Genomic DNA, 25,849 nt, shown 5'->3' on the forward strand with positions numbered 1-25,849 from the left:
GTGACCTAGGGGCGGTAGGACACTCGACCCGGCTGTCCCTCGCTACGGATGCCCGGCCTTTCGCTGTCAGTCCCTACTCACGCTCGGGCCGGCGGAAATGTTCGTCACTTCGCCGCGAGGGAGTTGCTATTGGCCGGCTGGCGAATCGCGAGCGCGAACGGGACAGTTCGCCGTAGCGTCCTGGCACTCCATCGAGATTGTGGCTCCGGCAGCGGCGTGTGTGACGGCGGTATCGAGGGGGAAGCGATGGTGCAGGAAGCTGACTGGGGATGCGAGACCACGGCGGTGGTCGCTAGCCACTTCGGAATCGAGTACCCGGTGACGCCGCCCGAAGCCAAGTGAGTCTCTCCGCCGCTAGTGCAACTGCCGTGGAAGCGACCAACGCGGCACGAGAGCGGCGAGCAAGACCGTATGGCGAGCCTTGGAACGCGCCATACGATGTCGAAGACTTCGCTCACGCGGAACGCACTACGGAGCCGTCGTCGGCTCGCCCCATCGTCAGGTTCACCCGTAGGAGGCAGACGAGGAGACGACAAGGAACCAACCGCCCCATCGTCCCCGAATCAGGCGTGCGACGGTGCGGTGATCTGCCTACCGTCCTCGTACCACGCATCCATTCGATCCCAATAGATCGACCCATAACCCGCTAGGTCCAGCGCGTCGTCATAGTGCTCGGGGTAGGTCCACACCGCATCGGAAATGACAGCGTCACCCACGACAAGGTCGAAATAGTCGGCTTGCCCCTTGCGCGGGCACACGGTGTGCGTCTGGCTGGGCCGCAGAAAATGGGCGGGGATGTCCGCCAACGGGAAGTAGTAGACCGGTTCGTGATCCTTCTCCAGCAGCCGGATGCCATCCGCGGTGTCCACGACGGTCTCGCCACCGAGCGTCGCACGAACAGTACGACCGATCGGCTCAATGGAGATGACGCCATTGGGGGCGGTGACACGCCCATCAGGAGTGTTCATGACAGCGTCAACCGCTGGCCCCGACTCGATGTTCCCAGTGACGGCGCCACGCCCGCGGCCTCTTAGCTGCGATCGAGACAGGCACTACTCATACCGCGATCGGTGCTCCCCTCGCGCGCGTCATACGGGCGCGTGCGACTCGTGTCCTGGCGAACGTGCAGCACCCGAAAACCTGATGCCGAGCGCGGCACGGGGTCAGGTGACTGACCACGATCCAGGGCGCGAGTTGCAGCGCCGGTGGGCCACGATCTGCACCATGCGGGGACGCACTCGAAACCCTGAGGACGTAACGATTCCGATCACCGGGACATCGCGAAATCAGCGTCCAGCTGCCACATCCCTCAGGATGGCGATGAACCTTGGCCGGCCTGGGCGTCGGTCGAGTCGCGGGCGTCGGCGGCGTCGGGGCGCCACGGCTCGCGCACATGCGCCAGCCAGACCTCCTCGGGTTCGAGCTCGCGGATGAGCCGTTGCCCTTCGGTGCGTGGCTCGTCCAACTCGCCGAACCACACTGCGGTGTCGCCGCAGATGACGAGCGGACGTCGTCCGGTCTCGATGACTACGAGCTGCGAACCGGGCGTGTGGCCCGGTGCCGGGACGAGCCGGATCCCGGGAAGCAGCTCGAGTTCTCCGTCGACCGGCACGTACTGCAGGCCGGGCGCGTCGACCCAATCGCGGATCGTGTAGTCGTCCTCGTTGCGGGCGTCGTCGAGCTCGCGGCGCTGGACGTAGATCGGACGTCCGGGAAAGAGGTGGTTGCCGCCGCAGTGGTCGGCGTGCAGATGCGTGTTGACGATGATGTCGATGCCCGAGAGGTCGAAGCCTTGCTCGCTCAAGGGATAAAGGCGCGGATCGAAGGCTGCCACGACCGCGGGGTGGCGCTCCGTCATACCGGTATCGACCAGCACCCGACCGTCCGGATGGTCGATGACGTGCACGCGCACGGGCATCACCTCGCCCTCGACATGCAGCTCGGCAACGACAATCGGCGTGACGGTGACGGCGCTGCCGGCGTTCATCGGTCTCGGGTCCCGTCGTCGCCTGCGACCGTGGTGAGCGACTCGGACGCGAGGTGCCGGGCGAGGTTGTCGAGCCACGGCGTCTGCTCGCCGGGGCCGAACGGGATGGTGCCCCAGCCGGCCACCATTTCGGAGAAGTACTCGTGCTCCCAATCCGCGCCATTCGCAAAGGAACTGGTGACGACGCGAAGGATGCAACTGCCGCCCGCCGCCGACTCGATCAGGAACTCGGTCGCTATCGGGGAGATCGTCGCCAGCTCCTCATCGGTGACCTGGTGCCCGGCGGTGTCGGCCACCCACTGACGCATCTCATCGGTCATCGGCCACGGCTCGTCATACGCAAAACACTGATGCGGCGTGTAGGCGGTGACGACGCCGGTCGAGCGGAATCCGCCGTGATCGAAGGAGACTTCGCCGCCGACCTGAGGGTCCAGCTGGGTCGGCACCATCCACGCCGAGATGCCGTCGGCGGTGGCGATGGCGTCCCACACCTGCTCCGGACTGGTGGGCAACTCTCGCCGGTGCTCGCTGCGGTGCTCGAAACGCTCGGATTCGGTCATGACTTCTCCTTGGGTTTGGGGTATGACGACACGGTGAGCCGGTGGGGCCGGCCGTCGTCGTGGTGATATCTGGCGGCCAGGTCGGCGAGTGCCGATTGCAGCTCGGCGGCGAACGCGGCGCGATCCTCGGCGGATTTGAACCCGATCACCGTGTCGACGGTCAGCGTCGGCACCCGCGTCCCGGTCGCCGCGTCGGCGGCGATCGACCCGACCTCGGACACGGCCCGGGCGTTGACGGCGACCAGGTATGCCGCCGAGAGACGATCGGCGATCTCGGCCGGGTCGGGCGCCCTGCCCTCGAGCACGTCGGGGGCGACGACGAGATGTCGTGCCGAGCGCTGCACGTAGCGCTCGGTGATGCCGCCCCAGGTGCGTTCACCGACCGGCTCGACCAGCCCGTGCGCCTCCAGCGACTTCAGGTGGTAATTCACCTTCTGACGGGTCAGCCCGACGGCCGCCGCAACTGAGGCCGCTGATCCCGGCTCGACCAGCGCCTCGAGAATCGAGGTCCGAATCGGGTCGAGCGCTGCTTCGACCGCGCCGGCGTCATTGAGTACGCGAATGTCGTCCACGGTTCGACGATGCCCTTGACAGAAAAAATTGTCAAGGGCAATCGGCTAGCGGACTAGAGTCCGCTTCCGTCATTCTGCGCGTACTGTCGAAGAGGACAGCGACCCTCGTCCACAGGAGTTCCGATGAGACTGCGCAACCTGCCCACACGCCTCGCGACCGGCGCCTTCATCCTCCATTCCGGCTGGGAGAAGTGGCACGGGAACGAAGAGCAGGCCGCCGGCATACACGGGATGGCGTCGGGCGTGTATCCCGTGTTCAAGTCCATGAAGGCACCGCAGTTCCTCAAGATGCTCTCGGTCGGGGAGCTGGCGCTCGGCGCGACGCTGCTCGCGCCGGTCGTCCCGCCCAAGATCGCGGGCGCTGCGCTGACCGGGTTCTCCGGCGCGCTGCTGACCATGTACCTGCGCACCGACGGCATGCACAAGCCCGGCAGTCCGTGGCCGACCCCGCAGGGCACCGCCGTTGCCAAGGACGTCTGGATGCTCGGCATCGGGCTGGGGCTGGTGGCCGACGGGCTGACAAGCCGCACCGCCAGCTGAGGATCCAGTTCGCCGCCATGGCCGGTCCGGTCCACGACCGGACCGGACGCTGCAGGAATGTTGTGCGCCCACTGCGTGCTGCACGAAGTAGCCCTCGCGGCGAGCTTCGCCGTGCTGCCCACGACTGATGAGGAGCGACATACATGACCGCGCAAGGCAAGAAGGCACTCGTCCTGGTGACCGACTTCGGTGTCGAGGAGCCGGAACTGCTACGACCCGTCGACGACCTGAAGAAGGCCGGCATCGACGTGACCGTGGCCTCCGACAGCGGTGACACCATCCAGACGGTCACCGGTGACAAGGACTGGGCATCCACCGTCGAACCAGACACCTCGCTCGACGCCGTGTCCGCAGACGATTTCGACATCCTCGTCCTGCCTGGCGGCACGGTGAACGCCGACACTCTGCGTGGCAACGCGAAGGCGCAAGCGCTGTTGCAGGCCATGAGCCGCGCCGGGAAACCGATCGCCGCCGTCTGTCACGCTCCGTGGGCGTTCATCGACGCCGGTCTCGCCGAGGGCAAGACGCTGACGTCATACACGAGCGTCAAGATCGACCTGGAGAACGCCGGCGCGACCTGGGTGGACGAGCAGGTCAAGCGGTGCCCGGCCAACGGCTGGGTCGCGATCACCTCGCGCAACCCTGGCGATCTGGACGCGTTCGACCAGGCGATCGTCGACGAGCTGGCGCACGGCTGACCGGGTCGACCCGTGTTCGGACTCGGCCTCAGGACCGGTCGTCCGCCAGCTTCTTCGCGCGCGACCGCGGGACTCCCAGCATGAGAAGGCTGGTGACGGTGGCCGCCCGAACGCCGAGTGCGTCTGTCGCGAAGTCGCTGTCCGCGATGGAGAAGACGGCGGCATACGCGAGCTGGCTGAGGATGCCGGCCGGCAGGTGCTGTCCGAACGCCCGGCTGTCCTGCCCACGCTGCACGAGGTCGGCAAGGACGAGGTCGACCGGTCCGAGCAGGGCGTGGATCTCGTCGCCATACTCCCCGCGCCGAAGGGCCAGCAGCGCTTGGTAGCGATGCGCCACCGGCCACAGGCGGGCGATGAAATCGGCCCACACCGCGTCGGCCGCTCGATCGGAGGAGTCGACCTCCGCGAGCACCGCGGAGATCTCGGCCACCGCTCGCCTCGTCAGGCTGCGCACGAGGTCGGCGCGGGTGGGGAAGTGGCCGTAAACGGTACGGCGAACCACGCCGGCCGCCGATGCGATGTCGGCCATGCTCGCGTCCGGGCTCCGCCCCAGCACCTCGAGCGCGACATCCAGGATGCGGTCCCTGGTGGCGCGCATGGCGAGTGCGCGGGCGGATTCGGTCTGCACCCGCTGATGATTGCACAACGGTGCGCAACGGAATAGATTGCACAATGGTGTGCATTGCACATGACAGTGCAACGAAATCGCTGCACGGCGAGCCAGCAGTTCAGGAGAACAAGGCCATGACCGCAGCACCGTCCGCAGCACCACTCGTCCGTCCGTTCACCGTCGCGATCCCGGACTCGGAGCTCGACGACCTGAAGCAACGATTGGCCAGGACCCGTTGGCCGGATCGGGAGACCGTTCCCGACTGGTCCCAAGGCGTCCGCCTCGAGAACGCCAAGTCGCTGATCAACCACTGGGAGCACGAATATGACTGGCGTCGCTTCGAATCCGAGCTCAATCGACTCCCGCAGTTCCTGACCGAGATCGATGGACTCGACATCCACTTCATCCACGTCAAGTCCAAGAATCCGAACGCGATGCCGCTCATCCTCACCCACGGATGGCCAGGATCGATCGTCGAATTCCTGAAGCTGATCGGCCCACTCACCGACCCGGTGGCGTATGGCGGGAGCGTCGAGGACTCGTTCGACGTCGTCATTCCGTCGCTGCCCGGATTCGGCTTCTCCGAGAAGCCGACCGAGAGCGGGTGGACCGTTGCACGCATCGCGGCCGCCTGGGCGGAGCTGATGAAGCGGCTCGGCTATCAGAAGTGGGTCGCGCACGGCGGTGACTGGGGGTCGGTCGTGACGACCGCCCTCGGCGTCATGCAGCCGGAAGGCCTGCTCGGCATACATCTGAACAGCCAGTACGCGTTCCCCGCACAACTACCCGACACCCTGTCGCCGGAGGAGCGCGATGCCGTCGACACGCTCGATCTCTACACCGGCGCGCTCGGCGGATCGAACCATCTGCAGGCCACCAAGCCGGAGACCGTCGGAGTCGCCCTGGCGGACTCCCCGGCCGGGCAGGCGGCGTGGATCTACGAGAAGTTCCAATCCAAGACCGACAACGACGGACTGGCCGAGGACGCCCTCGACACCGACGACATGCTCGACGCGATCTCGCTCTACTGGTTCACCAACAGTGCGGCGTCATCCGCCCGCATCTACTGGGAGAACTACACCGGCTCCCTCGCCGGCCCGAAGCTCACGCTGCCGGTCGCGGTCACCGTGTTCCCGCGCGACATCCCCCGCCTGCCGCGCAGTTGGATCGAAGCTGCCTACAGCAACCTGATCCACTACGGCGAGGCCGACGAGGGAGGTCACTTCGCCGCCCTCGAGCAGCCCGCCATCCTGGTCGACGAACTCCGCGCCGGCCTCAGAAGCCTGCGCTCCTGACCGCGCCATCGACTCAGCCCGACAGCATCCCGCTCACCAGCGCCTGCCAGGTCATCGGGCCGCAGATGCCGTCCACCGACATGGTCGGGACCTCGAGGTGCACGGCCTGTTGGAAGCCGCGCACCGCGCTCGCCGTCTTCGGGCCGTACTGGCCGTCGACCGCGAGGTAGGTCGCCGGGTTGCCGGACAGGTTGCGGAAGTTGATCTCCACCTGAACGCCCTTGACCGCCTCGCCGTGGCTGCCCGACCGGCAGGTGATGATCACGTGCGACCAGGTGACTGGTCCCACGATGCCGTCGACCGTGAGCCCGGCGCCGTGCTGGTAGCTCCGGACGGCAGCCTCGGTCAGTGCGCCGAAGCTGCCGTCCGGCGTGAGGTGGGCGCCGTGCGCGTTGAGCAGGTGCTGCAGCGTCGGCACCGGATGGCCGTTCGCGCCCTTGCGTAACACCGGCCAGGGTTGCAGATGGCCGACGATCACCGTCGTGGGCTGGCGCACCCAGGCCTCCGACGTGATGTTGACCATCGACGGCTGGTCGATGATGCCGATCGTGTTCCAGGTGAACAACGCATAACCCGGCGCGCTGCCGTTGACCCCACCGGGCACCGACACGTGCAGCTGGGAGGCCAGCCAGCCGATGGAGCCGTAGCCGCACAGCGACACGCAGTGGTCCTCGTTCGGATCGGGGTGGAAACCGGTGGCGAACCACCCGCTCGTGCCGCCCGTGCTGAGCCAGGCGTCGTCCAGCTGATCTGCCGCGACGCCGAGTTTCACCGGACCCTGGGCTATGGCGCCGTGCAGCGCGGCCGGGTTGGTCCAGTCGACGGTCACGTGGACGCCGTCGTCATACACGCTGCCGTTCTGACGGAAGCCGTCGTGCTGCATCCAGCCGAGGACATCGGGCAGGTACGCGCCCTCCAGAACCCCGTGCCCGGTGGCCCAGCCGATCACCTCGCTGTCGGTGATGAAGATCTCCGGGCTGTGGCACGCCTTCGCGAACGCCTCCTCCGCGGTGACGCAGTCACCGTGAATGTCGTTGCCCCACATGGAGATTTGCGCAGGCACCGTCAGGAACTGCTGCGGCGCCGAGACCGGCGCTGCGAACGCGCGAGCCGCGGCGAGCACGTGCCGTGGACTGGGTATGGCGCCGCGCATCCGCGCGGGTGTGGCGGTCGTCTGATCGGACATGCTGGTCCCCTTCGTGTGCCGGCGCGCGGAGTGCTCCGCCCCGGCCACGTCGGCCGGATCGCTCGACACTGCGTCGAACGAGCACTTAGGAGGAGGCGGTGCCCGGCCCGTTTGATACACGTATGGCGTCGCCCGGGAAGCCGGCGCCATACTCCTTACGCCGCACCGCAGGTGCACCGGACCGGACGGCGCGACTCGAGCTCACCGTCCTCGATGAGGGCATGAACGACACCGCTGTGTCCGAAGGACAGCGTCGGGTGCCGGCCGGTCGCGTGCAGCATGGCCGCCATCGCGGTTTGTGCGGAGACGTCGATCACGTGCCCGATCCGGAACAACGAGGTCGTCTCGGCCACGACCGGATCCTCGCCCGCGCGCAACACGAGGCGGACCTCAGGAGTGACCGCCAGTGCGGTGATCGCAATGGCGATGTTGTCCAGTTCGTCCGAACCAAGCGCGGCCAGGGCCCTGGCGTGCTCGACCCGGACCCGGGCGAGAGTGGCCCGATCTTCGGCGTGGCCGACGAGGACGGGCACTCCGGCGTTGCGCGCCAGCCGTAGGTTCTCCGCGTCCGGGTCACGTTCGATGGCGACCACCGGCACCCCGAGTCGCTGCAGCGACAGACACGCCCGCAGGCCCACCTGCCCCAACCCGGCGACCACGACGTGGTTGCGTCGAGGGATGGCGAGCTTGCCGAACACGCCCACCGAGCGAGCGGACATCAGCCAATCGACGAGTCCGGCGACGAAGGTTCCGGTCAGGACGAGGGTGACCAGCATGAAGATCGAGCTGACGACGAGGTACCAGGAGTCACCGGAACCGGTATGAGCATCGGCCGGACCGACCCCGGCGATCGTGCGCGCCGACTCGTACAACGAGGACACGACGGGCTCGTGCAACACCAGGGTCGTGAGGATCCAGTCGGTCACCAGGATCAGCCCCAGCCCGATCAGACCGGTCAACATCAGGGCCGGCGATCCGCCATACCAGCGCGGAATGAGTTGCTCGGCCGTCCCGCGCCACCGGCGATGGGTCGGCTGCCAGGGCGCCTCCGTCAGGTCCCCGGAAGGTGCAACCTGACGCACCAGTCGTGGGCCGGTGGCGGTTTCGCGCAACGCTACCGCGTCATCGTCGAGCAGTGCTCCGACGATGGCGGGCACCGCGATGTCGGCTGGTGAGGTCGCCACGCAGTTCGGCACCACGCGCACCAGTTGCCGGGCGACCGTGGCGTCGAAGATGGTCGTGACGATCCGCACCCCCGGCTGGGTGTGCTCTGCCAGCAGCGCATAGCGCAAGGCCTGCACGTCGGAGTGCACGATGATGACGACCGCGTCGGCCGGCCCCTCGAGCGTCGCGACCACTTCGCGGCCCTGTGGTGCGAGCAGGTGGCTCACCTCGGCGCCCGTTTCCCGCAGCAGCGTGCAGAGGAGACGGGTGGCCTCGAGTTCACCGATGACCAATACGCGACCGGCCGATTGCGCGGGCATGCTGAAAGGTTAGAGGGATGGGGGCGACATACAGAGCTCCGTGCGGGATCGAACGTCTCGACGCGATCGACTTCGTCCCTGGCTGCGCGGTGACATCGCGTATCAAAACTGGCCGGCGGCGCTCCTTACGTCATACGTGCTCGCCCGGCGGAGGGCGGGCTCTCGACCCAGGAGGACCACGATGTCCATTGCCGAACACGCCGAACCCCAGCTCGCCGAGCGGCCCACCATGCTGCCGCCGAACCCGCTACCGGAGGTCGACTTCGATGTCGTCATCACGGTGAGTGATGGCGACCAGGGGCCACAGGGATACTCGGCGTTCGCGCAGAACTACTGCGACCTGGGCTGGTGGGCGACCATGAACCAGTCGAAGGTTTCACCTGTCAGCTTCACCGCGCGCAAGGTGATCGGTAGAGCGAGTTCGGCTGTCCCGCTGACCCTGGCCGGCACGGCGGCGCTCTACAACCCGGTCACCCAGGCCTGGTCATCCGTCGTGACCGTCCCCACGACGTACCACCCGACCGGCAAAGTGACGTTCGACCCACGGTCACTGGTCACGGCGCAGTATCCGTGGATCGGCTCGCTCGGTCTCCTCGCGTGGGCCTCAGCGTCATACGGCGTCGGCCTGAACCGCGTGTTCGCCCGCACGGTGGTTCACGCCGACGGATACATCGGGTACATCAACTGACCCGTCGGGAGACTTCGCCCGAGGCCACTTGCCCTGCTTTGGTTCTTTGTCGGCATGCCCGTCGAGAGGACTCTTGGCTGCATGTCTCATGTCGAATCCACAGCCCCCACCACACTCGATGCGGACGAAGCCGCCGAGCTCGTCGAGCTCACGCGGGCTCTCATCCGGATCGACACCATCAACCCGCCCGGCAACGAGCGTGCGGCTGCAGAGTTGCTGCTGGAGCGCGCCCGGGCATGGGGCCTGCAGGCAGACCTCGTGCCGCTGTCGGACAACCGCGCCAACCTCGACATCCGGTTGCCGGGCGACGGCAGCGAGCCGGCCCTCATGTACTGCGGGCACCTGGACACGGTGCCGCTCGGTGAGGAGTCATGGACCCACGGCCCACACGAGGCCCACCTCGATCCCGATGGTGTCCTCTGGGGTCGGGGAGCGGTCGACATGAAGGGCGGCGTCGCCGCGATGCTGTATGGCGTGGCGCTGCTCGCTCGACGGTCCGTCCGGCCGCCCGGAGATGTCCGGCTTCTGGCGACGATCGGCGAGGAGGTCGACTGCGCCGGCGCACGGGCTGCACTCGAACAGGGCGCGATGGACGAGGTCGGCCAACTCGTGATCGCCGAACCCACCGGCATGGAACTCGTGGCGGCTCACAAGGGCGCGCTGTTCCTCGAGCTGACGGCGCATGGACGCGCTGCGCACGCGGCGATGCCCGAGCAGGGCAGCAACGCGATCAGCCACCTGATCCGCTTGCTGGAGCGTGTCGAACAGTTCGACTTCGGTGTCGACGAGCACCCGCTGCTCGGCCGTCCGACCGTCAGCATCGGCACCATCACAGGGGGATCGGTCGTCAACATCGTCCCCGACCACTGCGTCGCCCAGGTCGACGTGCGCACGACGCCCGACGTCGACCACGCGAAGCTCGTGCAGCGCCTCGAAAAGCTCGTCGGCGCCCACCGCGGTGACGGGGTCGAGCTCGAGTTGCGTGTCACCGGTGACTACCCGGCGGTCGGCACTTCACCGGACCACCCGCTCGTCACGGCTGCAGATCGCGCGCTCAGCTCGGTGAGTGACGAACCGGCTTCCCGGACGACGGTGAGCTATTTCTCCGATGGATCGATCCTTCAACCGCCCACCGGCGTCCCCACCCTGCTGTGCGGGCCGGGCGATCCGAATCTCGCCCACCAGACCAACGAGCGTGTCCAGGTGTCCGAGCTCGTGCGGGCGGCGCGCTTCTTCGCCGAACTCCCAGGACACGTCTTCGGGCGCTCGCGCGGCTGACGGTCGGCCGGTGACCGTGGTCGGTCAGGACGCCGTTGAGCTCGGCCGTTGCACGCGCACGTGATCCCGAGAGGTCACTTGCCGTCGGGAGGTGGAGGTCGATCAGCTCGTCATCGCGTGGCGCGCAGCGTCGCGTAGGAGAAGTCGATGAGGTAGTCGTTCAGGGCATGGGAGGCGGTCTCTGCCGTGTCGGCGTCCCGATCGAGGATGGCCTGCAGGATCCGCGTGTGCAGCGTCGACCCGGTGGCGATCTCGGCCGCATGGTCGACGACGTGCGTGAACCAGAAGCGCCGGGACAGGCCCTGCAGCGGTGCGATCGCGTCGGCCAGATAGTCGTTGCCCGCGCCGGCGACGATCAACTCATGGGTGTCCTTGACTGTGTCGGCATACGCCTCGAGGGTGAAGGCGTCCTTGTCGAGCAGTGCCACCATCGCTGCCATCTGATCGCGGACGTCGTCGCCCGCCCGCTCGGCTGCCAGGCGCACGGCGAGACCTTCGAGGACTCGCCGCAACTCCAGCATGCGCAGCTCCGCCTCCACTGACGTGGACGGGATGAGGACGCCCTTGTTGGGGTGGATCTCGACCATGCGGTTGCGGGCCAACAGCTGCAGCGCCTCGCGCACCGGGGTGCGACCGAAGCCGGTGCGCTCCATCAACTGTGACTCGGAGGCCAGCGACCCCGGGGCCACCTCCTGGAACACGATCATCCGCTCGATCGCACGGTAGGCCTGGGCGGCCTTTCCTTCACTCACGTCCCACCTCCGTATGTCGCCGATGGTAGGCCGCGGCCCGAGTGTGCTCGGACGGGTCCCGTCATACCGCCGGCAAACAATTCTGCCTCACCCATTGTGCAACCGGTATATCGGTTGCATACTGGTCCCGCGAAGCGCAGTGACGTGGCTCACTCCCTGCTTCGGCCGCGGCACCCCGCCGCCCGACCCCTTGCGAGGTTCAGCATGAGCACATCCGCAGTCCTGGAACAGCGATCCATCGACTTCGTCCCCGCCGACGAGCGGCACGGGTCCGCGAAGAGCCTCTTCTTCGTGTGGTTCGCGGCCAACACCTCCATCACCGCAGTGGTCACCGGCGCGCTCTTCGTCGTCCTCGGCAACACCGCGCTGTGGTCGATCCCGGCGATCATCCTCGGCAACATCGCCGGTGGCTTCTTCACCTCATTGCACTCGGCTCAGGGCCCCAGCCTCGGTGTGCCGCAGATGATCCAGAGCCGCGCGCAGTTCGGCTACCTCGGCGCGATCCTGCCGCTGGTCCTCGCGCTGATGATCTTCCTCGGTTTCTACGCCACCGGTCTGGTGCTCGGCGGGCAGGCGCTCGCCAACCTCTTCCACATCTCCCGGCACCTCGGCGCGATCGTCTTCGCGGTCATCTCGACGGTCCTCGCGATCTTCGGTTACCGGCACATCCACCGGTTCTCCCACGTGGCGGCGGTGCTCAGCGGTGTCGTCTTCGTTGGGCTCTTCGTCCGGATCGGCTTCGACTCCCACACCGGAACGGCGTTCAGCCACCACGCCTTCGCCGCGGCGCCGTTCATCCTCGGCATCTCACTCGCCGCGTCCTGGCAGCTCACCTTCGGGCCCTACATCGCCGACTACTCGCGTTACCTGCCCGCGGACACCCCGAAGGCGGAGACGATCGGTTGGACCTTCCTCGGCAGTGTCGTCGGCGGATCCCTGGCCATGTTGCTCGGCGCGCTCGCCGCAGCGATCGGCGGCGCGGCGTTCATGAACGACCAGGTCGGGTATCTCGGCGACCTCGGCGGCGCCCTGTGGGCGCTGGTGTTGCTTGCCGTCATCTGCGGCAAGCTCACCGGCGACACGCTCAGCGCGTATGGCGGCTACATGTCCGTCGTCACCATCGTCACCAGCCTGACCGGACAGAAGGTGGTGCGGCCGAAGCACCGCACGGTCTATGTCTCGTTGATCTCCGCAGCAGCGCTCGCAATCGCACTCGCCGCGACCGACACGTTCCTCACGTCATTCACCAACTTTCTGCTCTTCCTCCTCTACTTCATGACGCCCTGGTCGGCGATCAACCTCGTGGACTTCTACTGGGTGCGCCGCGAGCAGTACCGCATCCAGGACCTCTTCGACCCGAACGGCAGCTACGGCCGGATCAACAAGGCGGCGTTCATCGCCTACGGGCTCGGCGTGGTGATCCAGGTGCCGTTCATGAACAGCAGCCTGTATGTCGGGCCGATCGCCGACTGGCTCGGCGGCGCCGAAGTCGCCTGGGTGCTCGGCCTGCTCATCGCCGGTGGCTTGTACTACGTGCTGTCTGCCGACGTCCGCCGCGAACACTCAACGCCTGACCCGTCACCCGCCGAACCCGCGTCCGTCACGGCGCACTGACCCTTCCCCTACTACTCGAGGACTCCGCCATGAAATACAGCCCTGCCACCGAGCCGAACCCCTTGCCGTATTCGCCGTTCAAGGCCTGCACAGTGCCGCGCCCGATCGGCTGGCTCTCGAGCATCAGCACCGATGGGGTGGAGAACCTCGCGCCATACAGCCAGTGGCAGAACCTCACGTTCGACCCGCCGATGGTGATGTTCTCCGCGAACCAGTACCCGGACGGACGACGCAAGGACACTGTCGTCAACGCCGAGGAGACCGGGTGGTTCGTGTGGAACATGGCGACGTGGGAGCTGCGGGACGCGGTGAACGTCAGTGCCATGGCACTGCCGGAGCACGAGAGCGAGTTCGAACGCGCCGGCCTGCGTCGCGCGGCAGCCGACCTGTCGCCCGTGCCGATGGTCGCGGACAGCCCGTGCCACTTCGAGTGCAAGTACCAGTCGACGCACCGCCTGGTCGGCAACTCGTCGGTCGGGACCATCGACATCGTCTTCGCCAGCGTCGAGCGCATCCACGTCGCCGACGAAGTCCTCACCCCGGACGGCAAGCTGGACATCTCCCGCATCCAGCCGATCGCCCGGATGGGCTACTACGACTACACCGTCGTCAAGGACACGTTCGAGATGCGGATCCCCGGTGCGAGCGGCGCCGCTGCAGACGGCCTCGAAGGCGCAGCAGGGTAGCGCTGTTTGCATCAGGCTCTGCTGACCAGCTCGCGCTCCGCTGCCGGGCAGCGGCACTATCCTGACTCTGGTTCGGTTGAACCCAGCCTGGCGGCAGGTCCACCCGTCAACGGCGGGACACCCGCCCGCTAAACCAGCGGCCGGCTGAGGCGCTCGATGAGGGTCTGCCAGCTGTCTTCCAACGAGCCGACGCGCTTCGCGGTGGCCGGCGGCGGGCTGTATGACGCGAGCAGCAGCGGCCCGTCGAGAGCCAGCGCGAGTTGGATGGCGAGGTTGTCCACGTCGGCGATCCCGAGGTCGGCCTGCACGAGCAGCATCCGGATGTGGACCTGGGTGAACTCGACGCCGGAGGCAGAGATCTGGCCGCCCGGTTCCACGGTGGCCTGCATGACCTTGAGGTGATCCATCAGGAAGGTGCTGCGCGCCCGGCCGTATGCGATCAGTCGCTGCACGGGGTCCGCGCCCGGTCCGAGCGGTGGCTCGCCCTGGATGACCTCGGTCTGGAAGGCGATCTCGTCGGCTTCGAGGAGCGCGCGGAAGATCCCCGCCCTCGTGCCGAACGCGCGGAACACCGTCCCTTTGCCGAGACCGGCGCGTTCCGCGAGGCCGTCCATCGTGATCGCGGTCGCGCCACCTTCGGCCAGAACCTCGCGAGCGACGGCGATCAGGTGCTCCCGGTTGCGTGCCGCGTCCGCGCGTCTGCGGCGCGGGCGGCCGAGCGGTACGACGGGAAGACTCACGCTCCAAAACTAGCCGGAATATTAACCGGGGTATCCCCCGTTTAGGAGAGAGCAAGCAACAACACATCTCACGAGGAGCTGCTCATGAACACCATCAGCATCATCGGCACGGGAAACATGGCTCGCGCCATCGGTGCACGCGCAGTGGCCGGCGGCAACGCCGTCGAGGTCATGGGTCGCGATCAGTCCAAGGTCGAAGCACTGGCCACTGCACTCGGCGACGGCGCGACTGCGGGCAAGTGGGGCGCCATACCGGCCGGCGACGTTGTCATAACGGCTCTGCCGAATGCCAGCGTCGTCCCAGTTGTCACCGAGTATGGCGAGGCTCTCGCGGGCAAGGTCGTCGTCGACATCAGCAACCCCTTCAACGCGACATTGGACGGGCTCGCCAACAGTGCGGAGACCTCGGTCGCGCAGGAAGCGGCCAAGGTCGTCCCGGCCGGCGCCAGCGTGGTGAAGGCGTTCAACACCATCTTCCGCAACGTCCTGGAGACCGGGCAGCCCAACGTGTTCCTCGCCGGCGACGGTGCCGACGCGAAGGCGAAGGTGGCGGCATTCATCGAGAGCATCGGACTGCGGCCACTGGACGTCGGCGGCCTGAACATGGCGCACTGGCTGGAAGGCTTGGGCCTGCTCACGGTGACGCTCGCCAACAACGGGATGGACCACTGGGACTTCGCTTTCGGTGTCGATGAGTTCACCGCCTGAACCGACAGCTCGCCTCGTCCTGACTCCGGCCGCCCCACCAACCCCGGTGGGGCGGCCGGTGTCAGTTGACCCACCGACTGACCCCGCCAACTGCGACTCGTAGGTCGCCAACACACGCCGTGCGCGCGGGCGGTCGCCCAGCTCCAGGCACGCATCGATCCAGGTCTGCATGACCGACCGGTGCACGCCCATCCGAACGGCCCGATCCAAGAACTCGGGCGGCTGGTGATCGAGGAGCTCGACGACGACCTCGTAGTCGGAGCGGGTGCTGGCGAGCACCACCTCGTGGAACACGACGTAGTCAACGGCACGAGGCTCGGGCACGCTCGTGAGGATCTCGCGGGCTGCGTCAAGATGCGCCTCGGCGGCTGCCCACTGACCGCGCCACGCCGGCACGTCGATGCTGATCGCGTGCGCCATGCTGAGGCCCCAAGGGGTGGCTCGCCGCTCGGCCAGCGCGCGGGCCGCGGCCGTGTCGACTGTCGCTCCGTCCCAGTCCCCGAGCAGGCTACGAATGCGGGCGCGCACGATGTGCCCGCGGCTCTCGAAGGTCGACGGCCGCCATACCGAAGTGAGTCGCACCCGGGTGTCGAGGTCCGCGAGGGCGGCTCGCAGATCGCCCGAGTAGAGACGCAGCATCCCTCGCACCGCGAGCAGGTCGGCTCCCCACGGAGTCGCGAGATCGGCCGGCGCCCGGTCGGTCAGCAAGGTCGTCGCCTCGTCGATCCGGCCGGCCTGCCACAGCGAGGTTCCCGTGGTGGTGAGCAGATCGGTAGCCAGTTCCGGATCGTCGCACGAGTCCACCGTGGCCAGCACGGTCAACGCCGCCGGCCCGTCGTCAAGCAGAGTGAGCAGCGCCGCCAGAGCGTGCGCCGCCCGTGTGTCGAGCTGGGGGATCCGGCTCGCGGAAGTGTCGGCCCGGGCCAGTTCCACCGCCTCTCGAAGCAGCGGCTGAGCGCGCGCCGGATCACCCTTCTCCCGGGCGAGGAGTCCGAGCGCGAGGCTCCGCAGTGCACACGGTGTGCAACCGCGTGCTTCCGGCTCCAGTGATTCGGCCCGCACGAGGTGCTGCGCGTTCACCAGGTCGATGAGCGCTTCGAGCAACAGAACGTCACTCTGCTCGGCGTCGACGCAGACCGAGCGGGCACGCAGTCGGTGGTCGGCGGCGAGTTCGAAGGCCTCGCCGCGCCGCGCTGCGTCGGCTGCGTCCCTCAGCTGAGCGACCAGTGCGGGATCGGCGCGGTCCGTTGCCTTGACGAGGTGATCGAGGCGTCGGTCGCCGGTGCTCGCATCGGCTGCGCGTCGGTGGAGCGCTCGTCGTCGCTTTGCCGTGAGAGTGGAGTAGACGGCGTCTCGAACGAGCGAGTGGAAGCAGACCAGACCACCGGACTCGCTGTAGCGGACCAGCCCGGCTGTGAGTGCCTCCTCCGCTGCACTACCTGGATCGTCGAGCTGTGCTACCTGTGCGAGCACCACAAGTCCCCGAGCCTCGCCCATCGTCGCGACAGCCTCGACCAGTCTCCGGGTCTCGGCGGATGCCGACAGCAATCTCCGCTCGATGGTCATCGCCAGGCTCGCCGCGAGCGTGCGGTCGTCCTGGAGGTCCCCTGGTTTCGCGGCACTGTGCACGAGCGCGGCCACCATGAGCGGCTGGCCGCCACTGCGCCGGCAGAGGGCAGCAGCCGCCGCCGCGGTGAGATCCCACCCACGCAGTCGGCGCACCCAGGCCGTGATCGTCCGGCTGTCGAACGCAGACAGAGTCAGCGAGGTGGTGTCCCGTGGGTCCCCGGTCCAGGGCTCGGCCCGACTGGCCGGAACAGGGCGTCGGGCCAGCACGACCAGGACATGGTCGGCGCTGAGTCGGCGCACCGCGAACCGCAGGGCATGAGCGGTGCCCGCATCAATCCATTGGGCGTCGTCCACCAGGACCACCGCCGGTCCGGACCGCCCCTGTAGTTCGCTGAGCCGGGCCAGCAGCCGTCGCCCCACCTCGATCTCGGAAAGCTGCTCGAGAGCACCGTTGCCCATCAGCACCTCTGCGCTCGCGAACTCCAGGCTCTGCTCCCGTTCGTCGCAGCGCAGCCAGCACACGCTGGATCGCCCATGAGTCTGGACGGTCTCGGCGAAGGCTTGGAGCAGGGTCGACTTTCCCATGCCGGCGTCGCCTTCGAGCAGCACCACCTGTGCCCGTCCGACGGCGGCTCGCTGAAGCGCGCGGGCGAGTGCGCTCCACTCGTCGGCCCGTCCGTGCAGGCCGGATGGCATCGGCTGCCGTTGTGTGACGCCAGGCGATCGACGCTCCGGATCGGGACCCTCGTCCCGGCCGATGGTGCTGATCAGTGCACCTCCGCTCATCCACACCGTGGACGCCCCTCGCATTCCACGCTGGAGTGACGGGGCCCAGTGCGGATCTCCTCAGCGTGCCACAGCGGCCGGCTCCGGTCGACGATGTTGCAACGGACCCCGAGAGATGACTTCGGGGACCCCCGAAGGGCATTTTCCCGGGTCCGTCCTGGGGTCCCTCCTGGGGTGCCGGCTGGCCACGAGCGCCCAACAATGAGAAAGCCACTGGCTCGCATCCTCGTGGGGCCTGGCCGACGTGAGGGAGTGGGACAGATGAGTTCCAAGGTCCGTAGGCGCAACCGTTCGACACGAGCGCGGGTGGCGATGATCGCGGTGGTGGCCCTGGTGTTCGCCCTGCTCCAAGGATTGTCCGATCCGGCGCCGGCACACGCGGGTGATGTTCTACCGAGCGGCCAGCTGCAGGCGAAGCTCTACAACGTGACGCCATACACGCTGACCGCAGTCGGCGGGTGGTCGGAGTACGGGAACGCCACGCCGGCCACCGTGCCGCCAGGAGGCGCCGCGCTCTACGACGTGGACGGCTCGGACGTCCTCTCCGGCGGAACCTTCTGCCCCGACGACTGGGTGAACCAGCTCAACGGGTGGGTGACGTGGAAGGCCGACGTGCTCGGCGGGCCGCCCGAATACCTCACCGTGTCGGTCCACGGGACCCGTTCGCACTCGGACTGGGGCTGTTGGCAGCCCAAGGGCCAAATCTATCCGGCGGTCGACGTCTGGAACACGACCACGCCGCCGCCCGCCGGGTGGACGTATGCCGACGGCGCCCCGGGCCCCCAGACCATTGACCCGCAGCTCACCTACACCCACAACCTGCCCACTGTCCTCGACCAGACGATCGGGGTCACCGGTGACTGGACGCTCGATGCCAGGACGCCGCTCGGCCACGGTCTCGACGAGGCGCTGGACAGCATCTGTGGCGAGCCTTCCCCGAACTGCTCGTTCACCCAGACCGAGCCGTTCAAGTGGTCCTTGGGTACGCCCAGCGTCGCGGGTGAAGCACTGAACTGCGCGGCAACCGGAAACCCGGACAGCTTGTCCCTCGACTACACGTCGACGCAGTCGGCGAGCCTGACCGTCGGGGGGAGCGTGTCGGCCGACACAGAGACCACCCTCTTCGGGGTCATCGGTGCCAAGATCGCGATCAAGCTCGAGGCCCAACATCAATGGACCGAGACGAATTCGTTCACCAGGACCAGCAAAGTCGATGTGCCACCGCAGAACACCGGACTCATCTGGATCGCTCCCTCGATCGGCGCCGTGACCGGGACGTTGAAGCTCACCTCCGGCCCGGCGACCTTCACGCTCACCAACTTCTCCCAGACACGAAGCGGGGTCGCCAGGGACGATGCGACTCCGGCATACAACGCCCTCACCGAGATCCGGCCGTCGACCGCGGCCGAGACCAAGGCCTTCTGCTCGGCACCGACGGGCACCAAGGCGAGCGGCAAGGCGGGTGTCGGCAAGGCAGCCAAGGTCGTGCCCGGCAAGGGCGTCGGGAAGCAGATGCTCGGTCTGCCCCGTGATGCGAAGCTGCTGGGGCAACCGCTGGTCAAGAGCCCGCGGTCCAACCGCAGTGCTGTCGCCAACGACTGTCGAGTGCTCGACCCCCAGTGCGCCATGGTGGCGGGTCGCGGTGGCACCTGGGTGTATGACGACCTGGCTGTCATCTTCGGGGCGGACCACCGGGTCAGTGCGCTGATCTACTCCGGGCCCGGGCGAACCGCCCAGGGCGTCGGTGTCGGCTCCACGCTGCGCGCGGTGCGACGTGCCTACTCGGGGATCGTCTGCCGGAGCAATCCAGGAGCGACCAATTGCACTCTGCGCGGCAAGGATTCGTCGCATCGCCCGGTGCAGACGGTCTTCCATTTCAGTGGCACCAAGGGGCATCTGATGAGTGACAAAGTCATGATCTATCGCGTCGACTCCCGGCTCGGACGGTGAGGACGATGACCGTGCGGACGAGCAACCGGCCGAGGCGAGGGGCCGGCGTCGCGGCTCTTGCAGTCATCCCGGTGATCGCACTCGGATCCCTCGCCACCATCGCGGCGCCGGCTCAAGGCCAGACCGCGGTGCAGGGGTCCGGGACACTTCGACCCGTCTCGAACCCGCAGCAGGCGAGGGCGACGCCGGACGAGGTCATCGACGCAGGTACGAATGCCGACCAGGCGGCCGCAGCCATCACCGCCGGCTGCACTGACCCGGCCACCGGCAAGCTGGACAGGACCAAATGCCAATGGAACGACGACACGGCCATCACGACCGCCTATGGACCCGCGCGCGTCGTCGGCGACGTGCTCTACAACTGCAGCGCCGACCGTGGGGACGGGACACCGACCGCAGAGGTGGCCATCGGGGTAAGCGACGAGCGCGCCGAGCAGACCAGCCTGTCCGAGTCGATCTCGTTGACGATGTCGCTGGGTTTCCTCGACCTGGAGAAGACCTCGGTGGGGTTCACCGCATTCACCGGTCAGTCGAGTCGGTTCGCGACCACGGTGAAAGCGACCGATGTCGTGTCGGTTCCGCCCGGGTACAAGGGGTATGTCCAGACCGAAGTGCTCTCGGCCGCCGTCAACGGAAGCGTCTACATCACCCAAGGCATCAACCTCATCCAGGTCAAGAACATCGACATGAAGTTCCCCGGCTATGAGAGTGACAGCACGCCCAGCAGCATGGCGCAGGTAGCGTATTCCGGAATCAAGAAGCCGATGACCCCGACGGAGCTGTCGAAATACTGTCCCACCACGGTGGGCGCTGAACCCGGAGTCGACCCCACGCAGGACGAGCACTTCAAGCTCGCCGTTTGCCAGCCCGCACTGCCACATTCGCGTCACCGGGGGAAGTGTGTCCGCCGTCCGGTCTCGAGCTCGGCGCGCTTGCCGCGCCTCAGCGGTGTCACCGCCACACTCAGCCGGGACGGACAGGTCTACGCGAGCGAAGGCGACCGGACGGGTGGCATGAAACTGAGCCTGCAGCGCACCATCACCCCTGGGGACTACATGTTGACGATGCACGAGAAACCGACCTCGACCACGGGCCGCGACCACGGCAAAGTCGTTCGCAAGGAACAGCACGACCAGACGATCACGATCCCGCTGAAGATCGCGTGGACCATGACAGCCGCGTGACACCGCAACCCGGATCTGGGCGCCCGGTACGCCGACATCCGGAACACCGGCGCCGAGGGATCACCACCTTACGTATGGCGCCATACCCTCTCGTGGCGCAGCTGCGGCGAAGCTGAAGCACTGTGAGATCACGTTGTGCGCGTGAACCTCGCGCACCCGAGGGTCCGCCAGGATGGCATCGATCGCCGAAGCGAGACCGTCGCCTGCCCGGACGAGGCGGTGCCGGTCGTACACCTGGGTGTTCACCCGTCCGGCGTCGTCACCGAACGCGCGCAGCACCTGGTCGCGGCCCTCGAACTGGACGGGGAATCGGCCGTCGTGACCAGGGCACCCGGCGGCGTGCACCACGACCGGTCCGGTCTCCCGATAGGGACCGTGCCAGGAGAACGGCGAGAACGCGATGATCGCGATCACGTCTCCCGGACACGAGTCGGCCAGGCAGCAGCGCAACGGCCAGCCGCCGTCGTAGTCGGTGAACGGCTCGACGGGGTTGCCGCCCTGGTCGATGCCGCGGTCCAACACCTGCGCGAGTTCGTGCGGGTCGAGTCCGTGGTACTCGATGGCTGCGTCACTGGTGACGATCTGGTCGTGGGTGGTCTGCATGCCCGGTAGTCGCCGCAGCCCCCCGAAAACGTGAGGTGCTTCGTTCGTATGGCGCCAGGGCGCCGACGTCATACTCCTGCCGAGGGCTGATCGCGGTGCTGCGCTCGACGGCGTCGCCGTGGGCGGTCACTGACCAAGCGCCGCGGTGCTGATCCCCTCGAGGGTGTCCCTCATACCGGCACGCATGATCTCGGTGAAGATCTCCTGCCCGCCCAGGTACTTCTCGGTCAGGTCCCGCGAGAAGTCGGAGATGCCATCAGGGGCCGCACGCCGCTGAGTCAGGATCACCGTATGGCGATCCGTGGGCTCGAGTTCGAACGACCAGATCACCCAGTTTTCCTCGATCCGGAAGGCGATCGCGCGTCCGGGGGCGAAGGTCACGACGGTGCCGTGGGTCTTCCAGGTCAGCTCACCGTGTCGATTGGCATTGGTGAACCGCGCTCCCAGCTGCACCTCCTGCAGGCCGTCGGAGAGCCGGGTGGACTCGACCTGCGGACTCCACTCCTGAAGCCGCCGGACGTCACGGATCAACTCCCAGACCCGGTCGGACGGTGCTGCGATCTCGATGGTCTCCTCGAGCAGGGGTACATCGTTCACTGCGGTGGCTCCTTGCCGTTCTGCCGACTGGGCATTGGTGATCAGCGTCGCTCGACGAGATCGCGAACGAGCTGCAGGAAGAGGTTCGGTGACTCCGGGTCGCCTCCGGCGACGACCTTGTGCCGAACAGCCCAACGGTCGAGGGTCTGCAGCACGGTGAGGGTCAGCTCGATGAGAAGTTGCTCGGGCAGGTCGTCGCGGACGACGCCGACCTTCCGGCCACGGACGATCGCATGCCGGAGCCAGTGCTCGACATCACCGCGCAGTTCTTGCAGCCGTCCGTCGTCGTCGCTGATCGGGCCGTGGAACATCTCACCGAGATAGGACGTCTCGGGATGTAGCCGTGCGGCTCGCACGAAGCCGTCGAGCAGGTCGGCCATCGAAGCCCAGAAGTCAGCGCCGGAGAGTCGCACCGTGTCGGGTATCTGCACGCCGTCTGTGAGGCGCGCGGCCAGGGTGTCCACCACGTGATCGTGCAACCGGCGCTTGGTGGAGAAGTAGTGGTAGAAGGAGCTCTTTCCCCAGCCCGCCTCGACGATGACGTTGTTCAGCGAGGTGCCGGCATACCCCGCGGACGCGAACTGCCGCGCGGCCGTGACGAGCAGGTCCTCCTCGCGTGCCGGGTCGAGGGGCTGCGGGGTGCGTGCCATGGTGCTACTGTACCAATTCGTGGACCGACTGGTCCACGAATGGAGATGTGATGAAAGAACCCATCCTCAACGGCGAGGAATACCGAGCAGCAGCAACGCCGGCAGTGCCTGAGGGACGTCGACTGATCATCGGGATCAGCGGCGCCACCGGCATCGCGTATGGCGTGCAAGCCCTCCGCTTCGCACGTGCCGCAGGCATCGAGACGCACCTGGTGATCACGGCCGCCGCGCAGCAGACCCGGGCCTACGAGACGGACCTGTCCGCCCGAGATCTGCGGCAGCTGGCGGACGTGACCTACAAGCCGTCCGATGTCGGCGCTGCGATCGCATCCGGGTCGTTCCGGACCGACGGCATGATCGTCGCCCCGTGCTCGGTGCGGACACTCGCCGCGATCGCGCACGGTCTCGGCGACAACGCGCTCACCCGATCGGCCGATGTCACGCTGAAGGAGCGACGACGCCTGGTCCTGCTCGTCCGCGAGACGCCGCTGACGCTGACACATCTGCGCGCCATGACCGCGATCACCGAAATGGGCGGCGTCGTCATGCCTCCCGTGCCGGCCTTCTACCAGCGCCCGCGGAGCGTGGCCGACCTCGTCCGTCATACCGTCGCCCGCGCTCTCGACCTGTTCGAGGTCGACGTGCCCGGCATACCGCGCTGGGGTGACGACCCCTCCGACGAACGCAACCACATCCGAACTCTCGATCTCACTCGAAAGGCCCAATGTTGAAGCACATCAAGAGTTTCCGACAGTTCGTCGACGACCTGGACGCCGTCGACGACATACAGCACATCGACGCCGAGGTGGATTGGAACCTCGAGATCGGTGCGATCATCCGCCGCTCCTACGACCTGCGCGCCCCGGCACCGTTGTTCACCAACATCACCGGATACCGGTCGAGCGGATTCCGAGTACTCGGAGCCCCCGGCTCCCTCAGCGGATCTGGTCATCGGTTCGCACGACTCGCCCTGGCGGTCGGTCTGCCCGCCGACTCGACCGGCCAGCAGATCGTGCAGGCACTGGCCGACGCGCGATCCCGCCCCGGCATACCTCCGGTCCAGATCGCCGCTGCCGACGCGCCCTGCAAGCAGAACATCATGACCGGTGAGGACATCGACCTCTTGGCCTTTCCCACGCCATTCCTGCACGGGAACGACGGCGGCCGCTACATCCAGACCTACGGCATGAACATCGTGCGCACCCCGGACCGGTCCTGGACGAACTGGTCCATCAATCGCATGATGATCGCCGGCAAGGACACGCTCGCGTGCCTGATCCCGGCGCCGCAGCACCTGGGAATCATCCGGTCCCAGTGGACCGCGATCGGTGAGCCGATGCCGATCGCGCTGGCGATCGGGGTGGAGCCCGGCCTGCCGCTGGTGGGCGGTATGCCGCTCCCCGAGGGCGCGGACGAGAGCCACTATCTCGGCGCCCTCTTCGGCGAAGGCATCGAGGTCGTCCCCGCGGAGACCGTCGACCTCCCGGTCCCGGCCACGGCGGAGATCGTGATCGAAGGACACATCAGCATCGACAAGACCGTCATGGAAGGTCCGTTCAACGAGTTCCCGGGCTACAACGCGACCGATGCGTCGCCCAAACAGCTGTTCACCGTCTCGGCCATCACGTATCGCGACAGTGCCATCCTTCCGGCGGTCACGGCCGGGCCTCCCGTGGAGGAGGACCACACCATCATCGGCACCACCAGCGCCGCCGAGATCCTGCACCTTCTCCGGCAGGCCGAGCTGCCGGTGACCTCGGCCTGGTACAACTTCGAGGCTGCGCTGCACTGGCTCTCGGTCGCCGTGCGCCAGGACTGGCACGAGACCACTGGACTCGGTTCGCACGATCTGGTCCAGCGCATCGCCGAGGTCATCTTCGCCGGCAAACCAGGAGTCAACGCGCCGAAGATCCTGGTGGTCGAGGACGACATCGACATCACCGACCTGGACCAGGTCGTCTGGGCCTTCGCGACGCGCTCGCACCCGGACGTTGACCGCGGCGAGTTCCACTTCCCCACCTCGCCGAGCGACCAGCTTGCCGTCTACCTGTCGCCCGAGGAACAGCACACGTTCCGGGCGGGCAAGGTGATCTACAACTGTCTGCTCGCCGACCTCTTCCCGGACGGCCGGCGGCCCGTCAAGGGCAGCTTCGAGAACGGTTGGCCACGCGAGATCCAGCAGAAGGTGCTCACCTCGTGGCGGGACTACGGCTACGCCACGAGCAACGACGTGATGGAGAAGGTGCGATGAGGGTGCTCGTCGCCGGGTCGACCGGTTACCTGGGCGGGCACATCGTCCGAGAGTTGAACGATCGCGGGCACCACGTGCGCGCACTGGTGCGCAACCCCGACAGGTTCGATCCGGTGCGCGATGCGGTCGACGAAGTCTTCACCGCCGACGCCACGGATCCCGGGGCGCTCGCCGGATGCTGTGACGGCGTCGACGCGGTCGTCAGTTGCGTAGGGCTGGTGGGCAAGGCGGGTCGGCAGACCGTGTGGGACGTCGACTACGGGGCCAACCGGAACCTGCTGGAAGAAGCGGGTCGGGCCGCCGTCGACAAGTTCGTCTACACGTCCGTCGCCGGGGCGCCGGCGCTGGAGAAGCTGCAGCTGGTCCGCGCCAAGCGCGCTTTCGAGCAGGCGCTACGTGACTCGGGGACGCCATACACGATCCTCCGACCGAATGGCTTCTTCTCCGACTTCGACGTCTACCTCGAGATGGCCCGCAAGGGGAGGGTCTACCTGTTCGGTGACGGCGGTTTCCGGATCAATCCCATCAGTGGAGCCGACGTCGCCGCAGCGGCGGCCGATGCGCTCGGCGCCGGCGCAGCTGAGGTCGAGCTCGGTGGCCCGGACCTGCTCACCCACGAGGAGATCGCGCAGCTGGCATTCCGTGCAATCGGTGCGTCCGAGCGCATCACGCACATCCCCGCCTGGATCCTGACGTCGGGCCTGGCCCTACTGCGACGACTGACGCCGCTTCGCACCTACGGGGTCGTCGAGTTCCCGCTGACGGTGCTGACCCATGACGTCATCACACCGGCGACGGGACAACGGCAACTCGCCGACCACTACCGCTCGACCGCGGTCGCCACGACCTGAATCAACCTCG

Annotated in this window: 25 protein-coding genes and 1 pseudogene; 13 read left to right on the forward strand and 13 right to left on the reverse strand. The window is 67.3% G+C overall.

All coding sequences use genetic code 11. The features are described 5' to 3' along the window. Positions 1 to 563: 563 nt before the first annotated feature. From IEX71_RS05695 to IEX71_RS05710, 4 genes are all read right to left on the reverse strand, one after another. Positions 564 to 968 (reverse strand): DUF427 domain-containing protein, encoded by a 405-nt coding sequence (locus IEX71_RS05695; RefSeq protein WP_188836034.1) that lies wholly within the window; start codon positions 966 to 968, stop codon positions 564 to 566. A gap of 341 nt (positions 969 to 1,309) precedes the next feature. Next, positions 1,310 to 1,987, reverse strand: coding sequence for an N-acyl homoserine lactonase family protein (locus IEX71_RS05700; RefSeq protein ID WP_188836035.1), 678 nt, complete (start codon positions 1,985 to 1,987; stop codon positions 1,310 to 1,312). After that, the gene (locus IEX71_RS05705; RefSeq protein ID WP_188836036.1) at positions 1,984 to 2,547 is read right to left on the reverse strand and encodes an SRPBCC family protein; all 564 of its coding nucleotides are present in this window, start codon (positions 2,545 to 2,547) and stop codon (positions 1,984 to 1,986) included. Before IEX71_RS05705 ends, IEX71_RS05700 begins: the two co-directional genes overlap by 4 nt. Further along, positions 2,544 to 3,119 (reverse strand): winged helix-turn-helix domain-containing protein, encoded by a 576-nt coding sequence (locus IEX71_RS05710; protein ID WP_188836037.1) that lies wholly within the window; start codon positions 3,117 to 3,119, stop codon positions 2,544 to 2,546. Before IEX71_RS05710 ends, IEX71_RS05705 begins: the two co-directional genes overlap by 4 nt. Positions 3,120 to 3,242: 123 nt before the next feature. Between IEX71_RS05710 and IEX71_RS05715 the strand changes: the two genes are divergently transcribed. Further along, positions 3,243 to 3,659 carry a hypothetical protein gene (locus IEX71_RS05715; protein WP_188836038.1) on the forward strand — a complete coding sequence of 139 codons (417 nt, stop codon included), beginning with the start codon at positions 3,243 to 3,245 and terminating at the stop codon, positions 3,657 to 3,659. 143 nt (positions 3,660 to 3,802) lie between these two features. Continuing rightward, positions 3,803 to 4,357, forward strand: coding sequence for a type 1 glutamine amidotransferase domain-containing protein (locus IEX71_RS05720; protein ID WP_188836039.1), 555 nt, complete (start codon positions 3,803 to 3,805; stop codon positions 4,355 to 4,357). 28 nt (positions 4,358 to 4,385) lie between these two features. Here the strand turns inward: IEX71_RS05720 and IEX71_RS05725 are convergent, their stop codons facing one another. Then, positions 4,386 to 4,985 carry a TetR/AcrR family transcriptional regulator gene (locus IEX71_RS05725; protein WP_188836040.1) on the reverse strand — a complete coding sequence of 200 codons (600 nt, stop codon included), beginning with the start codon at positions 4,983 to 4,985 and terminating at the stop codon, positions 4,386 to 4,388. A 116-nt stretch (positions 4,986 to 5,101) separates the two neighbouring features. On the opposite strand from IEX71_RS05725, the gene IEX71_RS05730 reads away from it, so the two are divergent. After that, the gene (locus tag IEX71_RS05730; RefSeq protein WP_188836041.1) at positions 5,102 to 6,262 is read left to right on the forward strand and encodes an epoxide hydrolase family protein; all 1,161 of its coding nucleotides are present in this window, start codon (positions 5,102 to 5,104) and stop codon (positions 6,260 to 6,262) included. Positions 6,263 to 6,275: 13 nt separating this feature from the next. On the opposite strand, the gene IEX71_RS22450 is transcribed toward IEX71_RS05730, so the two are convergent. Continuing rightward, on the reverse strand, positions 6,276 to 7,448 hold the full coding sequence (locus IEX71_RS22450; protein ID WP_229749504.1) for a peptidoglycan-binding domain-containing protein: 1,173 nt from the start codon (positions 7,446 to 7,448) through the stop codon (positions 6,276 to 6,278). A 155-nt stretch (positions 7,449 to 7,603) separates the two neighbouring features. Continuing rightward, positions 7,604 to 8,932, reverse strand: coding sequence for an NAD-binding protein (locus tag IEX71_RS05740; RefSeq protein ID WP_188836042.1), 1,329 nt, complete (start codon positions 8,930 to 8,932; stop codon positions 7,604 to 7,606). A 181-nt stretch (positions 8,933 to 9,113) separates the two neighbouring features. Between IEX71_RS05740 and IEX71_RS05745 the strand changes: the two genes are divergently transcribed. Further along, a complete protein-coding gene (locus IEX71_RS05745; RefSeq protein WP_188836043.1) occupies positions 9,114 to 9,620 on the forward strand; it encodes a hypothetical protein in 507 nt (168 codons plus the stop codon). 81 nt (positions 9,621 to 9,701) lie between these two features. Next, positions 9,702 to 10,898: a M20 family metallopeptidase gene (locus tag IEX71_RS05750; RefSeq protein ID WP_188836044.1), complete on the forward strand. Its 1,197-nt coding sequence runs from the start codon at positions 9,702 to 9,704 to the stop codon at positions 10,896 to 10,898. Between the two features lie 110 nt (positions 10,899 to 11,008). On the opposite strand, the gene IEX71_RS05755 is transcribed toward IEX71_RS05750, so the two are convergent. After that, complete coding sequence (locus IEX71_RS05755; RefSeq protein ID WP_229749505.1) at positions 11,009 to 11,650, reverse strand: GntR family transcriptional regulator; 642 nt, start codon at positions 11,648 to 11,650, stop codon at positions 11,009 to 11,011. Between the two features lie 204 nt (positions 11,651 to 11,854). Between IEX71_RS05755 and IEX71_RS05760 the strand changes: the two genes are divergently transcribed. Both IEX71_RS05760 and IEX71_RS05765 read left to right on the forward strand, forming a co-directional pair. After that, complete coding sequence (locus tag IEX71_RS05760) at positions 11,855 to 13,264, forward strand: purine-cytosine permease family protein (RefSeq protein ID WP_188836045.1); 1,410 nt, start codon at positions 11,855 to 11,857, stop codon at positions 13,262 to 13,264. Positions 13,265 to 13,293: 29 nt separating this feature from the next. Then, positions 13,294 to 13,950 carry a flavin reductase family protein gene (locus tag IEX71_RS05765; RefSeq protein WP_188836046.1) on the forward strand — a complete coding sequence of 219 codons (657 nt, stop codon included), beginning with the start codon at positions 13,294 to 13,296 and terminating at the stop codon, positions 13,948 to 13,950. A 128-nt stretch (positions 13,951 to 14,078) separates the two neighbouring features. Here the strand turns inward: IEX71_RS05765 and IEX71_RS05770 are convergent, their stop codons facing one another. Beyond that, positions 14,079 to 14,690 carry a TetR/AcrR family transcriptional regulator gene (locus IEX71_RS05770; RefSeq protein ID WP_188836047.1) on the reverse strand — a complete coding sequence of 204 codons (612 nt, stop codon included), beginning with the start codon at positions 14,688 to 14,690 and terminating at the stop codon, positions 14,079 to 14,081. Between the two features lie 117 nt (positions 14,691 to 14,807). On the opposite strand from IEX71_RS05770, the gene IEX71_RS05775 reads away from it, so the two are divergent. After that, positions 14,808 to 15,398 carry an NADPH-dependent F420 reductase gene (locus tag IEX71_RS05775; protein WP_229749588.1) on the forward strand — a complete coding sequence of 197 codons (591 nt, stop codon included), beginning with the start codon at positions 14,808 to 14,810 and terminating at the stop codon, positions 15,396 to 15,398. Between the two features lie 1,845 nt (positions 15,399 to 17,243). Here IEX71_RS05775 and IEX71_RS22455 read toward each other — a convergent pair. Then, positions 17,244 to 17,777, reverse strand: a pseudogene (locus IEX71_RS22455) (ATP-binding protein); the annotation flags it as partial. Between the two features lie 237 nt (positions 17,778 to 18,014). Here IEX71_RS22455 and IEX71_RS05780 point away from each other — a divergent pair. Together IEX71_RS05780 and IEX71_RS05785 are read left to right on the forward strand one after the other, a co-directional pair. After that, positions 18,015 to 19,703 (forward strand): hypothetical protein, encoded by a 1,689-nt coding sequence (locus IEX71_RS05780; protein ID WP_188836048.1) that lies wholly within the window; start codon positions 18,015 to 18,017, stop codon positions 19,701 to 19,703. Positions 19,704 to 19,708: 5 nt separating this feature from the next. Then, positions 19,709 to 20,887, forward strand: a complete 1,179-nt coding sequence (locus tag IEX71_RS05785) for a hypothetical protein (RefSeq protein ID WP_188836049.1) — start codon at positions 19,709 to 19,711, stop codon at positions 20,885 to 20,887. 60 nt (positions 20,888 to 20,947) lie between these two features. Here the strand turns inward: IEX71_RS05785 and IEX71_RS05790 are convergent, their stop codons facing one another. The 3 genes from IEX71_RS05790 to IEX71_RS05800 all read right to left on the reverse strand — a co-directional run bounded on the left by IEX71_RS05790 (position 20,948) and on the right by IEX71_RS05800 (position 22,737). Beyond that, a complete protein-coding gene (locus IEX71_RS05790; protein WP_188836050.1) occupies positions 20,948 to 21,490 on the reverse strand; it encodes a DUF1203 domain-containing protein in 543 nt (180 codons plus the stop codon). 126 nt (positions 21,491 to 21,616) lie between these two features. Beyond that, the gene (locus tag IEX71_RS05795) at positions 21,617 to 22,087 is read right to left on the reverse strand and encodes an SRPBCC family protein (protein WP_188836051.1); all 471 of its coding nucleotides are present in this window, start codon (positions 22,085 to 22,087) and stop codon (positions 21,617 to 21,619) included. 41 nt (positions 22,088 to 22,128) lie between these two features. After that, on the reverse strand, positions 22,129 to 22,737 hold the full coding sequence (locus tag IEX71_RS05800) for a TetR/AcrR family transcriptional regulator (RefSeq protein ID WP_188836052.1): 609 nt from the start codon (positions 22,735 to 22,737) through the stop codon (positions 22,129 to 22,131). A gap of 50 nt (positions 22,738 to 22,787) precedes the next feature. Between IEX71_RS05800 and IEX71_RS05805 the strand changes: the two genes are divergently transcribed. The 3 genes from IEX71_RS05805 to IEX71_RS05815 are packed head-to-tail and all read left to right on the forward strand — an operon-like array spanning position 22,788 to position 25,839. Continuing rightward, positions 22,788 to 23,468 carry a UbiX family flavin prenyltransferase gene (locus IEX71_RS05805; protein ID WP_188836053.1) on the forward strand — a complete coding sequence of 227 codons (681 nt, stop codon included), beginning with the start codon at positions 22,788 to 22,790 and terminating at the stop codon, positions 23,466 to 23,468. After that, complete coding sequence (locus IEX71_RS05810) at positions 23,462 to 24,988, forward strand: UbiD family decarboxylase (protein WP_229749506.1); 1,527 nt, start codon at positions 23,462 to 23,464, stop codon at positions 24,986 to 24,988. Before IEX71_RS05805 ends, IEX71_RS05810 begins: the two co-directional genes overlap by 7 nt. Next, positions 24,985 to 25,839 (forward strand): SDR family oxidoreductase, encoded by an 855-nt coding sequence (locus IEX71_RS05815; protein WP_188836054.1) that lies wholly within the window; start codon positions 24,985 to 24,987, stop codon positions 25,837 to 25,839. Before IEX71_RS05810 ends, IEX71_RS05815 begins: the two co-directional genes overlap by 4 nt. Positions 25,840 to 25,849: the final 10 nt, after the last annotated feature.

Origin of the sequence: Flexivirga endophytica, assembly GCF_014640635.1 — a bacterium.
GTDB lineage: Bacteria > Actinomycetota > Actinomycetes > Actinomycetales > Dermatophilaceae > Flexivirga > Flexivirga endophytica.